Raw genomic sequence first — 13,522 nt, forward strand, 5'->3', positions numbered from 1 at the left:
GTTAAATGATGAATCAAAATAAAGTATGCTTTTTACTGTTGTTATTTATGTGTATTCTAGGAAATGCACAGGATACTATACTGCCTATTTGGACTAAAGAAATTCCTAATCGTGTGGAAACAGATGAAAAGGAAGTAAAAGATGCTAAAGAAATTTTACGTTTTAGGTGGGTGCAGGAGCCTATACTAGAAGTTTTTTTACCAGCGAAAAGAAGTGCTACAGGGAAGGCCATGCTAATATTTCCAGGAGGTGGTTATCAGTTTTTGGCGTATGATTGGGAAGGTACCGATGTCGCCAAATTTTTAAACGCTAAAGGGGTAGCAGCAATTGTCGTAAAATCAAGATTGCCAAATTCAAAATCTCTAACAGAGGCTTACAAAGTGCCATTGCAAGATGCTCAAAGAGCTATGCGCATTACTAGAGCGAATGCTACAAAATGGAATATTAATAGTGATGAAATTGGTGTCATTGGTTTTTCTGCAGGAGGGCACTTGGCGTCAACACTAGGAACGCATTATAATGAAATTGTTTATGCAAAACAGGATAGTATAGATGAGATAAGCGCAAGACCAGATTTCATGGCTTTGCTTTATCCGGTGATTACCATGAAAGCGCAGACACATCAAGGATCTAAAAACTCACTCTTAGGTAAAAACCCATCTGAGGAGAAAGTGAAAGCATTTTCAAATGAAACTCAGGTAACCACAAATACACCGCCTACATTTTTAGTACATGCTACAGACGATACCGTGGTTCCTGTTGAAAATAGTTTGTTGTTTTATGCCGCTTTAAAAGCAAATAAAGTGCCGGCAACACTTTTTGTTTATCCGAAAGGCGGCCACGGATTTGGCTTAGGACTTCACGATGAGTTTTTAAAAGATTGGCCTAATCAGCTGATGACTTGGATGCTTAGCTTGGAGAAGTAGCGAACTGTACTTTAGAGCATTTTAGGAGTACTAATTTATCCCTACTATCCGTAGTGAAGAATAGATAGGTATGTCCACCATCTTTGATTTTATATTTTTTGCGAATGTAAGCTACGCTTTCAGGGAAATTTCGCGTGGTGATATTTGCTTTAACTATCTTCTGCTTTTGAATTTCTTTTTTATTGAAAGGGATAACGGCATCTATTTTAAATATCCTTCCAGGAAAATCTAGTAAGTCATTAGAGGTATAGAGGTGACTATGCTCATGTAATTTGTTTAGCTTAAAATGATTTCCAACACTCTTAAAGGCACCTGATTTTAAAATAGCACTATTGGGTTCGTAAAGATAAGTGAGGGGTTCAGAGAGGCTAGAAACCACCTTCTTTTCATTGTTCAAAGCAAATTCAAAAGTCTCTGTCTTACTTTTTGAAAGATTGATCGTTTTGACTTTAATTTCCTTGTCGTAATTTTTCTCTACTATCCATAGTAATTCTTTTACATCATTTTGCAGTGCAACCACCTGAATTTCCTTTACAAATTTTAGTTCGTTGATGCCAATCGTAAAATCTAATAGGGGAGAAGTTTTAATTAGTAAGGACTTAGATTTAGAAAAAAGAAGAGCTAAGTTCTCAGGAACATTAGGGAGGCAATCCGAAAGGAAAAAGACTTTTTCTTTCGCATCATTTCTGCGAGAAGGATCTATGAATATCCAATCAAAATCCAGTTCAGTTTTTGCTAAAAATTCTAAGCCATTTTCAGCGATACAAGTAATGTTTTTTCTACCGAGAATATCAAAATTATATTGGGCAATTTCAGAAAGATTTTCATTCAATTCACAATGGTAAACAGCTTTGATTTTTTGACTGAAAAAATAGCTATCCACACCAAAGCCTCCAGTAAGATCTAGTAACGTATTTCCCGCTACAATAGTTGTCTTATATTGGGCGGTGGTTTCCGATGAGGTTTGTTCAATGTTTAGTTTGTTAGGATAATATATTTGTGCTGTTTTAAACCATGTAGGAAGCTTGTCTTTGCATTTTTTCTTGGCTTCTAACTGCTCTGAAAGCGCTTTCTGAGTTACTCCTGTGAATTGTTGTTTTTTAAGCAATACTGACATGATGTCAGTATTCCAATTATTTATTATAAATTCTTGAACACCAGTATTTAATATATATTTATTCAAAGTGATACTATAAATTATTGGTCAATGATTTTACGAGCTTGTTTTCAGATATAAATTCTTTTAGAATTACCTTAATAACGGTGTATCCAGGTACTGCAACAATCATTCCTACAATTCCGAATAATAAGCCGGCTATGATGATGATTAAGAATATTTCTAAGGGGTGAGATTTTACACTATTGGAGAAAATAAAAGGCTGCGAAAAGAAATTATCAATCAATTGGCCCACAAGTAAACCAATGATAACATAACCTGCTTTTGGTAAGATTACCGTGCTGAAATCTGCATCTAAATTTGTGGTCATTGTAAGTACAATCATTAGTACGCCTCCGATGATTGGTCCTATGTAAGGGATGATGTTAAAAAGGGCGCATAAGAAAGCAATGACAATAGCATTTTCTATGCCTACTAAAAGTAAGGTAACAGTGTAGATTACAAATAAAATAAACAGCTGCATTAGAAGCCCCACAAAGTATCTTGAAAGCAAATCATTGATCTTTAAAATGGAGTTTTTCATCTTTCCTTCTTTCTCATTTGGCATGAACATTAGTAGTCCATTTTGTAAAAGGTTGCTGTCTTTAAGAAAGAAGAATGAAATAAATAATACCGAGAATAAACCAATACTAGCCGTGCTTAAAACATCTAAAAAGGTGTTTAAAAAATTCGGAATAAAACCTACATCTAAGCCTTCAAATATGTTTTTCTCAAGATGAGACTCTTCTAACATTTTGGTTACTTTCTCCGGGGAAGAACTAAAATATTGGGTTACTTGATTGTATAAATCGTTGACGTTCTCCTGGAGTTGGTTAATGTCTAGTAGCGATAAGTTTTTTCCTTGTTCCGTTAGTAGTGGAATAAATAAGGCGATGATTCCTGATAATAACCCCACCATTAAAACCATAGTGATAATTACCGCTAAAGTGTTAGGTGCTTTTAGTCGTTTGCGTATGAAAATGACAATAGGTCTGCCTATTAAAGCAATAACCGCAGCGATACATAAGTACGCAATTACAGACTGTATTTTGTAAAGAAAGTATAGCGTAAGTAAAATAGCAGTTATGATCCCTATGGCTCTTAAAATGCCGCTTGAAATAATTTTTGAAGTCATTAATTAATTTTTAAAAACATACTGAATAATATTTGCCCCCATTTGTAACGCTTCTAACCGTACTTCTGGTGGATCGTTATGAACTTGAGGGTCTTCCCAGCCATCACCTAAATCACTTTCAAAAGTAAATAGTAGTATGAGCTTGTTTTCATGAAAGATACCAAAAGCTTGAGGTCTTTTGCCATCGTGCTCGTGAATTTTTGGTAAGCCTTTTGGAAAGCTATACGTTTGTTCAAAGATGGCATTTTCTGCACTTAATTCTATAAGTTCTTTATCTGGAAAAACTTTATTAAGCTCTTTTCGTAAATACGGTTCCATACCGTAATTGTCATCGATATGTAAAAATCCTCCGCCTAATAAATAGGTTCTCAAATTGTCAGCATCTTCTTGTGAAAAAAACACATTACCATGACCCGTCATGTGTAGAAAAGGATATTGAAACAGCTCGGGACTATTTACTTCTACGGTTTCTGGTTTTTCATTCAACGTGGTGCCAATATTTGTATTGCAAAATTTTATTAAGTTGGGTAATGCTGTGGGATTAGCATACCAATCTCCACCGCCATTATACTTTAATATGGCAATTTCTTGTGCGTTCATTGTTAAAAAACTAATAAAGACCGCTAAAAAGGTAAGTACTTTCATGTAAAATCGACATTCTGTATAGTTTCAAATTTAAAATATTATGAAGAATAAAGGGATACTTTTAGGATTACTTTTAATAAGTTTTGCAATAACATCATTTTCAATTGCCTTTAATTCAGAAGCGGTGCCTGAAGTGTTGCCAGTAAATGAAAATCAAGATGTTGTAGTGTTAGAGCTGTATACTTCTCAAGGTTGTTCTAGTTGCCCGCCTGCAGATGTCTTGCTAGATAAAGTAAAAAATGAATATGGTGAAGACATTATACCCTTATCCTACCATGTAGATTATTGGAATTATATTGGTTGGAAAGATCCATTTAGTAAAGCAATGTTTACTGAAAAACAAACAGCATATAATTATAAATTTAAAAATAGGAGTAATTATACACCCCAAGTGGTAGTGAATGGGGTAACGCATTTTGTGGGGTCTAATTCATTAGAAATGTATGCAAAGATTAATACCTTTAAAAAATTGAAATCAATGAATAAGCTTACTCTTTCTAATGTGAAGGTCGATGCAGAGACCATTAATTTTGATTATAAAATTACGGGTGATGTGTCCAATAAAAAATTGAGAGTAGTATTGGTTTTAGATAAAAGAGTTACCGAAGTGAAACGTGGTGAAAATAGAAATAGAACCCTCGTAAATAATAATATAGTAGTTGCAGAAAAGTATTTGAATCTAAAAATGAATGATAATGGTGCTATTCGAATCCCTGATATTGTAAATGCAAATGAAAAAATAGCATTAGTACTTATTTCCGAAAACAGCGAATTTGATATTACTGGTGCTACTAAAATTAATGTAAACAGGTAAGGAATCGATTTTTTATTAGACCGTATTTTAGTTGATTAATTTCATTGTGGCACAAGCGAAGATTGCAGCTGTTTCTGTTCTAAGTCGGTTTTCTCCTAAAGAAACAGGTGTGTAGCCTAAATTTAAGGCTAATTCTATTTCAGGCGTACTAAAATCTCCTTCAGGACCAATAAGTATCAACGCATTACTGCCAGGAGTTAATCGCTCTTTTAGATCTATTTTTTCAGTTTCTTCACAATGTGCTATAAAGAATTGTTGCTCTTTGTTGGTGTTGGGATTGTTTTGTGTTATAAATGTTTTAGCGCTAATGGGTTCGTTTAATTTTGGCAGATGATACTGTAACGATTGCTTCATGGCAGATTGCAAGACCTTTTCCATGCGGTCTAGTTTTAAAACTTTGCGTTCTGAATTATCACAAATAATAGGTGTTATTTCTGTGATGCCAATTTCTGTAGCTTTCTCTAAAAACCATTCATAACGGTCATTCATTTTTGTAGGTGCTACTACTAAATGTAACGCTGGACTGTTTTTTTTATAGTAGGTTTCTTTGGTTATTTTTACAGCGCATTTACGTAAATCTGCGCGTAAAATTTCAGCTTCAAAAAGATATCCTTTTCCATTGGTGAGATGTAATAAGTCGCCCTCTTTTTTTCGGAGTACTTTTACAATATGTTTGCTCTCTTCTGTTGGAAAAATAAACTCGGGGATATCTTGACTTATATCTGGATTGTAAAAAAGTTGCATGCTTTTGGGTGTATTAGATTTTAGTTAGCGCGTGTTCTAAACCAAGTTCGATGTAAAATTGTAATTCTTCTTCAGTCCTTAGACCTTTTGAGCTTACATAAATATATTCTTTGGCAGGTTTCTTTGTGAAGTCCATAAGGCGTACTGCTTCTTTTTTCATGATCTCATCCATTTTTGAAGAAATAACTCGTACCATTAGATCTTGTTTGATAACACCTATTGCCATCTTTCCTTGGTATAGAAAAACAACACCCCCAAACATTCTTTTTTGTGTGATTGCTTCAGAGATCTCCTTTGGAAAACACCTGAAGGAAGCTTCAATACGTTTAGAGAGTTGTTCATTATAAGCCATTATTTTTCAGACTCCGTAAGCACATAACGGGCTTTTGCACTGATATGTTGATTAGAAAACATCTTCTCTTTATATTTTAAATACCCAACAATACCAATCATTGCGGCATTATCTGTGCAATATTCAAATTTAGGAATGTAGGTTTTCCAGCCATATTTTTGTTCTGCTTCAACAAGTGCTTTTCGGATGCCCGAGTTTGCAGAAACTCCGCCGCCAATAGCTATACTTTTTACGCCAGTTTCCTTTACTGCTTTTTTAAGCTTAGACATTAAAATATCTATTATGGTATATTGTATAGAAGCACAAATATCATCTCTATTTTCTATTAAGAAATTAGGGTTTTCTTTTACCTGTTTTTGGCAGAAGTAAAGAATACTAGTTTTTAAGCCACTGAAACTAAAATTGAGTCCGCCTACTTTGGGTTTGGGAAACGGGAATGCTTTAGGATTTCCTAATTGCGCATACTTATCAATTAATGGGCCGCCAGGATATGGCAAGCCTAGAATTTTGGCAGATTTGTCAAAGGCTTCGCCAACGGCATCATCAAGAGTTTGTCCTAAAATTTCCATATCAAAATAATCGCGAACAAGAACAATTTGAGTATGCCCACCACTGATGGTCATTGCTAAAAAAGGAAAGCTTGGTTTTTTGCTGTTTTCTTCTTCAATAAAATGCGCTAAAATATGCGCTTGCATATGATTTACCTCAATTAATGGGATGTTTAAACCCAGTGCTAATGACTTTGCAAAAGAGGTTCCTACTAATAATGAGCCCATAAGTCCAGGTCCGCGTGTAAAAGCTATGGCGGATAACTGTTTTTTATCGATATTTGCCTTAGCTAACGCTTGATGAACTACGGGAACTATGTTTTGTTGGTGTGCTCTTGACGCAAGTTCGGGAACAACACCGCCATATTCTTCATGAATTTTTTGGGTTGCTACTACGTTACTGAGTCTTTTGTTGTTGTGTAAAACAGCAGCAGATGTGTCATCACAAGAAGACTCAATGGCAAGTATATAAATTGTTTCGTTTTCCATGCAAATTGGAATAATAATTGGAGTGCAAAGATAAAACATAATAGTCCTATCAAAAAACTGGGTAAAATAATAGTTCGCTTCCTGCTGGTAATTTTTATTATCTGTGTTTTGACGACGCTTGTTTTTTCGCTTCCGATAGTGCAAACCTCATTAGCCGCAAAGGTTACCAAGTCTATCAATGACACCTATAAAACAGATATTTCTCTAGATAAGCTCAAAGTTTCTTTTATTACTTGGGATACTGATTTAAAAGGGGTGTATATTAAAGATTATCAAAAAGACACACTTTTTTACGTTAAGAAGCTAAATACTTCAATTTTGAGTATTAGAAACTTAATTAATGGTAATTTGGAGTTTGGTGCCATTACGATAGATGACCTTAACTTTAAGCTAAAAACCTATAAAGGTGAAACCACTTCCAATATCAATGTTTTTATAGCAAAACTCGATGATGGTAAACCAAGAGATCCGGGAACACCACCTTTTTTATTTACAGCTACAGACGTACTTATCGAGAATAGTAAATTCACTTTTATAGATGAAAATCTAGAAAGTCCTGCTGTTTTAAATTTTACGGATCTAAGTATTGATGCGGAAGAATTAAAAATACTAGGTCCAGAGGTCACCACAAATATTAAAAACCTTTCATTTAAAAGTAAACGGGACTTACAGGTAGAACATATGGCTACTTCTTTTAAGTATACGAAAGAACAAATGACCTTCGATGCCTTAGAAATAAAATCTACTGAATCAGAATTGAAAGGGAATTTAATAATGGATTATGGGCCTGGTGATTTCTTAGACTTTGTGAATAAAGTGAAATTCACGGCAGACTTCGTAGACTCCAAACTCTCGTTTAATGAAATAAACCATTTGTATAATGAATTTGGAAGAAATAAAGAGGCTTATTTTTCTTCTCATTTTAGTGGTGTTTTAAATGATTTAAGCTTAGATGATTTATTCCTTACTTCAGACAATACAGGAGTGCGTGGAGATTTTAATTTCAAAAATTTATTTAAGAGCGATAATCCATTTGTAATGGAGGCGCAAATAAAGAACGTATCGAGTAGTTATTTTCAATTGAGAAGTTTAATGCCTAAGCTTTTAGGTCAAAACATACCTCCGTCATTTGAACGTTTAGGAGAGTTTACTATTCGTGGCCAAGCAACAGTAACAGAGAATACTATTAATTCAAAAATCAACCTCAATACCGCAATAGGGAGCAGTTATTCAGATTTAGAAATGATAGGAATTCAAGATATAGATAATGCTTCATATAAGGGATTCTTTTCTTTGATAGATTTTGATTTAGGATATTTTGTAGGGAGTGAAGATTTAGGCAATGCCACCTTTGATTTAAATGTAGAGGGCGAAGGTTTTATCAAAGAAACATTGAATACAGAAGTTATTGGAGATGTGTATTCCATTAATTTTAATAATTATACTTATCAAAATTTAAAGGTCTCTGGGATATTAAAAGAACAGCTTTTTGATGGTTTATTGGTTTCTAAAGATGAAAATATGAAGTTTACCTTTAAAGGGTTGGCAGATTTTTCAGATTTGCAAAACAACTTTAATTTTATTGCTGATGTAGAATATGCAGATTTTAGAAAACTTAACTTTATAAAGGATAGTGTTTCTATATTTAAGGGGAATGTAAATATGGATATTGTAGGGAATACCCTAGATAATATTGTGGGTGATGTAAAATTCTCTAAAACTAGTTATCAGAATAAAAATGATACTTATTATTTTGATGATTTTAAGGTGTCCTCTCGTTTTGAAGAGGATAACGTAAGGTATATTGATATTAATTCCCCAGACATTATTACAGGTTATATGAAGGGGAAATTTAAAGTTGCAGAACTAGGTCGGTTGGCAGCTAATTCCGTCGGAAGTATATATACCAATTATAAACCGTTTGAAATTTCAGAAGGACAGGAATTGGCCTTTAATTTTAAAATTTATAATAAAATTGTTGAAGTATTCTTGCCAGAAGTAGCTTTTGGCGCAAATACGTTTATTAAAGGGGATATTATTGCCGATAAAGGCGATTTTAAACTAAATTTTAAGTCGCCGAGCATTAAAGCTTATGGGAATACTTTAGATAGCTTAGATATTAAGATTGATAATAAAAATCCGCTTTTTAATACCTTTATTTCTGTTGCAGATTTATCGACCAGTTATTATGATGTAAAAGATTTTAATCTTATTAATACTACATTAAAAGACACTTTGTTTTTTAGAACAGAATTTAAAGGAGGCAAAGATTTTAGTGATAAATTTAATCTTAACTTCTACCATACATTTAATGATCAACGCAAATCTGTCATTGGCTTAAAAACATCTGATGTTAGTTTTAAAGGCAATAAATGGATGCTCAATAAAGATGGGGATTCTCGTAACAAGGTTATTTTAAATAGTACACTGGATAGCATCACTATAGAAGAAATTGTGATGAATAATGATGCGGATGAACAAATTCGATTGAAAGGTCAGATTGCCGATTCTACATATAAAGATTTAGAGTTGCAATTTAAAATTGTTTCCTTAGACAAAATTACCCCAAGAATAGATAGCTTACGCTTAGGAGGTCAGGTAGATGGGATATTACATATACGTCAAAATGATAAAATTTATAGGCCAACATCTAACTTAGATATTAAAGATTTTTCAATCAATGATATTCGCTTAGGAAAGCTTGAGATAAATGCTTTAGGGAATAGAGATTTAAGTAAAATAAGATTAAACACACGTTTAATTGATAAAGATATCAATCGTTTAGATATAAATGGCAGCTTGGATATTAGTGGGGAAAATACGGTAGCTGATTTATTGGCAACCTTTAATGATTTTAACTTAGAGCCTTTCGCTCCTTTGGGAGAGCCTATTCTTTCTAATATACGAGGATATCTGTCTGGTAGCGCCAGAATAGAGGGCAGGCTAGATAATCCAGATATTTCAGGATTATTAAACCTTTCCAATGCTGGATTGGGTATTCCGTATTTAAACGTCGATTATGATTTTGGGTTTAATTCTCAAGTGGTATTATTTGATCAGACTTTTGATTTTCAGAACATTCAATTAACAGACGTGATGCATAAAACAAAGGCATCGTTAGCGGGTGTTATAAACCATAACTTTTTCCGTGATTGGGATTTAGATTTAAATATAGATACCAATAACAATAGGTTCTTGATTTTAAATACAAATTATGATGAAGAACAATTGTATTATGGTGCGGGTTATTTAAATGGGAAAGGTCGCATCTTTGGTCCTACAACAGCATTGACTATAAATGTAGAGGGAAAAACAGCGAAGGGTACTTCTTTAAAAATTCCAATAAGTGATGTGGCTAGCGTTGGGGATTATTCTTTTATGAATTTCATCAGCAAAAATAAAATAGAGGAAACAGAAGAGGGCAGGAATACTAAAAAGTATGAAGGCTTAGAGTTGACTTTCGATTTAGACATTACTCCGGAAGCCGAAGTAGAAATTATTGTGGATCAAAAAACAGGAAGTAGCCTAAAAGGAACTGGAGCTGGGTTGGTTCAAATAGAACTTAATACCAATGATAAATTCATAATGAATGGAGATTTTGTTGTGGTTACAGGAGAGTACAGGTTTAAGCTTGGTGGGGTTATAGATAAAACATTTAAGGTGGTGCCTGGGGGTACTATAAATTGGGAAGGAGATCCTTTAGATGCGCAATTAAAAATGCAAGCAGTATATTCTTTAAATGCAAATCCTGCGCCCTTATTAGATAATTCTGATTATACTAAGAGAATAGCTACCAATGTAATTATCAGTTTGTCAGAATCACTGGAGCACCCTACAATCGATTATGAAATAGATTTTCCATCAGCAAGTTCGGTTATCAAGTCAGAGTTAGCCTATAAATTGCAAGATCCTACAGTGACTGCAAATAATGCTTTTTTCTTGTTGGCGCAAGGTACTTTTGTAAACGAAGCAAATGGTAGCTTTAATCAGCAAGCACTAACGGGGAACTTATTGCAATCTGCTTCAGGGATTTTAAATTCGGTGATTGATAATAATGATGACAATCTCGATATAGGCTTTTCATACGAACAAGGGAGTAGTGGGAGTTCTAGTTATCAAACGGAAAATAAAGCCATTTTTAATTTTGCAACCAATTTAAGTGAAAAATGGTTGTTAAGTGGAAGTGTGGGGATTCCAGTGGGAGGCGGTGATGGATTGACCAATTCAAATGTTGGGGGCGATTTTGAATTGCAATACCTCTTTAATGAAGATGGTTCTTTAAAAGGGAAGGTGTTTAATCGCGAGACTGCAGATGAACAATTAATTGGCGATACACAAGGATATACCCAAGGTGTAGGTTTGTCTTATCAGGTAGACTTTAATTCTTTTAAAGAACTTAAGAGCAAACTATTTGTGCGCAAACCCAAAAAGCTAAAAATAATAGCGTCAGATTCTATCCGAACAGAAATGGCGAAAGATAGCCTTATGCGTTTTAAACCTAAGGCGAAATCGTAATAGAATACTGCAATATTTCAGGTAGGGTATGTTCAATTTCCATTTTTTCTGTAACTCTTTGTTACGAAAACGTTATAGCTTCTAACTATTATAAATAAAGGGTTTTATAGCTTATTTAAATGCGAAAAGTTTGCTAAATTTGTTTCTTATAGAAGTAAATGACAGTGGAGATAAAAAAAATAGGTGTATTTACATCTGGGGGAGATTCTCCTGGAATGAACGCAGCAATACGGTCTGTTGTGCGTACTTGTGCATATATGAAAATAGATTGCATGGGAATTTATCGCGGGTATCAAGGGATGATAGAAGGTGACTTCAAGCCTATGGATGCCAGAAGCGTAAATAATATTATAAATAAAGGAGGTACTATCTTAAAGTCGGCTCGCTCTATGGAGTTTCAGACAAAAGAAGGTAGAAAAAAAGCCTACGACCAACTGCAAGCAGCAGGGATTGATGGGTTAGTGGTTATAGGTGGTGATGGTAGTTTTACGGGAGCATTAATTTTTCACAAAGAATATAATGTCCCTATTATAGGGATTCCTGGAACAATTGATAATGATATTTTTGGTACAACCTATACTTTAGGTTTTGATACAGCATTAAACACTGTAGTAGAAGTAATCGATAAGATTAGAGATACGGCGAGTTCCCATAACCGTTTATTTTTTGTTGAAGTAATGGGGCGCGATGTAGGTCATATTGCTTTAAATGCAGGAGTAGGTGCAGGAGCAGAAGAGATTCTAATTCCAGAAGAGAACTTAGGTTTAGAGCGTTTGTTAGAATCACTAAAGCGCAGTAAAGCATCTGGGAAATCTTCCAGTATTGTTGTGGTAGCTGAAGGAGATAAAACAGGTAAGAATGTTTTTGAACTTAAAGAATATGTAGAAGAGCATTTACCAATCTATGATTGTCGTGTTTCTGTTTTAGGACACATGCAAAGAGGAGGCTCTCCTTCGTGTTTTGATAGAGTTCTGGCTAGTAGAATGGGGGTTAGAGCTGTGGAAGCACTTTTAGAAGGTAAGTCAAGTTTAATGGTGGGTATTCAGGACAATAAAATAACCCTTACCCCAATAAGTAAAGCAATAAAAGGTCATACAAAGATAGATAAGGAGCTTATGCGAGTTTCTGATATCATGACGGTATAATAATAAACAAATAATAATAACAAATAATTATAAAATGTCAAATTTGAAAATAGGAATTAACGGATTCGGTAGAATAGGTAGATTAGTATTTAGAACTAGTGTAGCTAAAGAAGGTGTAGATGTTGTTGCAATTAATGATTTATTAGATGTAGAACATTTAGCATACTTATTAAAGTACGATTCTGTTCACGGGAAGTTTGATGGTACTGTTGAAACAAAAGATGGTCACTTAGTAGTAAACGGAAAAACAGTTCGTATTACTGCAGAAAGAGATCCTAAAGCTTGTAAGTGGGATGCTGTAGGTGCAGAAATTGTTGCAGAATGTACAGGTATCTTTACAACTTTAGAAACAGCACAATATCATATTGACGGTGGTGCTAAAAAAGTAGTTATATCTGCTCCTTCTAAAGATGCTCCTATGTTCGTAATGGGTGTAAACCATAAAGATGCTAAAGCATCTGATACAATTGTATCTAATGCTTCTTGTACTACAAACTGTTTAGCGCCTTTAGCTAAAGTTTTAAACGATAACTTTGGTATCGATGAAGCTTTAATGACTACAGTGCATGCAACTACTGCAACGCAAATGACTGTTGATGGTCCTTCTAGAAAAGACTGGAGAGGTGGTCGTAGTGCAATGTTAAACATTATTCCAGCTTCTACTGGTGCTGCTGTAGCGGTAACAAAAGTAATTCCAGCTTTAAAAGGGAAACTTACAGGTATGGCTTTTAGAGTGCCAACTGCAGATGTTTCTGTTGTAGATTTAACGGTTCGTTTACAAAAAGAAACGTCTTACGAAGAAATCAAAAAAGTATTTAAAGCTGCTTCAGAAGGAGAGTTAAAAGGTATTTTAGGATATACTGAAGAGGCAGTAGTTTCTCAAGATTTCATAGGTGATTCTAGAACAAGTATTTTTGATGCAGGTGCAGGAATTGAATTGAATTCTAAATTCTTCAAATTAATATCTTGGTATGATAATGAAGCAGGATTCTCTAATAAAATGTTAGACTTAGTTCAGCACGTAGCAAAATTATAATTTTTTAATCTTATTAA

General features: G+C 34.1%; 11 protein-coding genes. 5 read left to right on the plus strand and 6 right to left on the minus strand.

Annotated elements, in window-relative coordinates; genetic code table 11:
• Window positions 1-5: 5 nt before the first annotated feature.
• The gene (locus tag GQR94_RS15725) at window positions 6-926 is read left to right on the plus strand and encodes an alpha/beta hydrolase (protein WP_233268355.1); all 921 of its coding nucleotides are present in this window, start codon (window positions 6-8) and stop codon (window positions 924-926) included.
• Here the strand turns inward: GQR94_RS15725 and GQR94_RS15730 are convergent.
• From GQR94_RS15730 to GQR94_RS15740, 3 genes are read right to left on the minus strand one after another with little or no spacing between them, the layout of a single operon-like run.
• A complete protein-coding gene (locus tag GQR94_RS15730; RefSeq protein WP_158976747.1) occupies window positions 910-2,109 on the minus strand; it encodes a class I SAM-dependent methyltransferase in 1,200 nt (399 codons plus the stop codon). The genes GQR94_RS15725 and GQR94_RS15730 overlap by 17 nt on opposite strands.
• Before the next feature lie 7 nt (window positions 2,110-2,116).
• On the minus strand, window positions 2,117-3,217 hold the full coding sequence (locus GQR94_RS15735) for an AI-2E family transporter (protein WP_158976749.1): 1,101 nt from the start codon (window positions 3,215-3,217) through the stop codon (window positions 2,117-2,119).
• 3 nt (window positions 3,218-3,220) lie between these two features.
• A complete protein-coding gene (locus GQR94_RS15740; RefSeq protein ID WP_158976751.1) occupies window positions 3,221-3,862 on the minus strand; it encodes a DUF4159 domain-containing protein in 642 nt (213 codons plus the stop codon).
• Between the two features lie 40 nt (window positions 3,863-3,902).
• On the opposite strand from GQR94_RS15740, the gene GQR94_RS15745 reads away from it, so the two are divergent.
• Entirely contained in the window at window positions 3,903-4,676 is a 774-nt protein-coding gene (locus tag GQR94_RS15745; RefSeq protein WP_158976753.1) for a thioredoxin family protein, read from the plus strand.
• 27 nt (window positions 4,677-4,703) lie between these two features.
• Here the strand turns inward: GQR94_RS15745 and GQR94_RS15750 are convergent, their stop codons facing one another.
• The 3 genes from GQR94_RS15750 to tsaD are packed head-to-tail and all read right to left on the minus strand — an operon-like array spanning window position 4,704 to window position 6,809.
• Complete coding sequence (locus GQR94_RS15750; RefSeq protein WP_158976755.1) at window positions 4,704-5,420, minus strand: 16S rRNA (uracil(1498)-N(3))-methyltransferase; 717 nt, start codon at window positions 5,418-5,420, stop codon at window positions 4,704-4,706.
• 13 nt (window positions 5,421-5,433) lie between these two features.
• Complete coding sequence (locus tag GQR94_RS15755; protein ID WP_158976757.1) at window positions 5,434-5,772, minus strand: TfoX/Sxy family protein; 339 nt, start codon at window positions 5,770-5,772, stop codon at window positions 5,434-5,436.
• On the minus strand, window positions 5,772-6,809 hold the full coding sequence (tsaD, locus tag GQR94_RS15760; RefSeq protein ID WP_158976759.1) for a tRNA (adenosine(37)-N6)-threonylcarbamoyltransferase complex transferase subunit TsaD: 1,038 nt from the start codon (window positions 6,807-6,809) through the stop codon (window positions 5,772-5,774). The genes GQR94_RS15755 and tsaD overlap by 1 nt, the downstream gene beginning before the upstream one ends.
• Before the next feature lie 138 nt (window positions 6,810-6,947).
• Here tsaD and GQR94_RS15765 point away from each other — a divergent pair, with 138 nt between their 5' ends.
• The 3 genes from GQR94_RS15765 (at window position 6,948) to gap (ending at window position 13,505) form a co-directional block, all read left to right on the plus strand.
• A complete protein-coding gene (locus GQR94_RS15765) occupies window positions 6,948-11,324 on the plus strand; it encodes a translocation/assembly module TamB domain-containing protein (RefSeq protein ID WP_233268357.1) in 4,377 nt (1,458 codons plus the stop codon).
• 158 nt (window positions 11,325-11,482) lie between these two features.
• On the plus strand, window positions 11,483-12,469 hold the full coding sequence (gene pfkA / locus GQR94_RS15770; protein WP_024480279.1) for a 6-phosphofructokinase: 987 nt from the start codon (window positions 11,483-11,485) through the stop codon (window positions 12,467-12,469).
• A gap of 34 nt (window positions 12,470-12,503) precedes the next feature.
• Window positions 12,504-13,505, plus strand: a complete 1,002-nt coding sequence (gene gap / locus GQR94_RS15775; RefSeq protein WP_158976763.1) for a type I glyceraldehyde-3-phosphate dehydrogenase — start codon at window positions 12,504-12,506, stop codon at window positions 13,503-13,505.
• Window positions 13,506-13,522 lie beyond the last annotated feature (17 nt).

The organism is Cellulophaga sp. L1A9 (assembly GCF_009797025.1).
Classification (GTDB): domain Bacteria; phylum Bacteroidota; class Bacteroidia; order Flavobacteriales; family Flavobacteriaceae; genus Cellulophaga.

Bases quoted from the DNA above. Each gene is read 5' to 3' on its own strand.
- GQR94_RS15725 (WP_233268355.1), top strand. From the start codon at position 6: ATGATGAATCAAAATAAAGTATGCTTTTTACTGTTGTTATTTATGTGT.
- GQR94_RS15755 (WP_158976757.1), bottom strand. From the start codon at position 5,772: ATGGCTTATAATGAACAACTCTCTAAACGTATTGAAGCTTCCTTCAGG.
- GQR94_RS15745 (WP_158976753.1), top strand. From the start codon at position 3,903: ATGAAGAATAAAGGGATACTTTTAGGATTACTTTTAATAAGTTTTGCA.
- GQR94_RS15750 (WP_158976755.1), bottom strand. From the start codon at position 5,420: ATGCAACTTTTTTACAATCCAGATATAAGTCAAGATATCCCCGAGTTT.
- GQR94_RS15735 (WP_158976749.1), bottom strand. From the start codon at position 3,217: ATGACTTCAAAAATTATTTCAAGCGGCATTTTAAGAGCCATAGGGATC.
- GQR94_RS15740 (WP_158976751.1), bottom strand. From the start codon at position 3,862: ATGAAAGTACTTACCTTTTTAGCGGTCTTTATTAGTTTTTTAACAATG.
- tsaD (WP_158976759.1), bottom strand. From the start codon at position 6,809: ATGGAAAACGAAACAATTTATATACTTGCCATTGAGTCTTCTTGTGAT.
- gap (WP_158976763.1), top strand. From the start codon at position 12,504: ATGTCAAATTTGAAAATAGGAATTAACGGATTCGGTAGAATAGGTAGA.
- pfkA (WP_024480279.1), top strand. From the start codon at position 11,483: ATGACAGTGGAGATAAAAAAAATAGGTGTATTTACATCTGGGGGAGAT.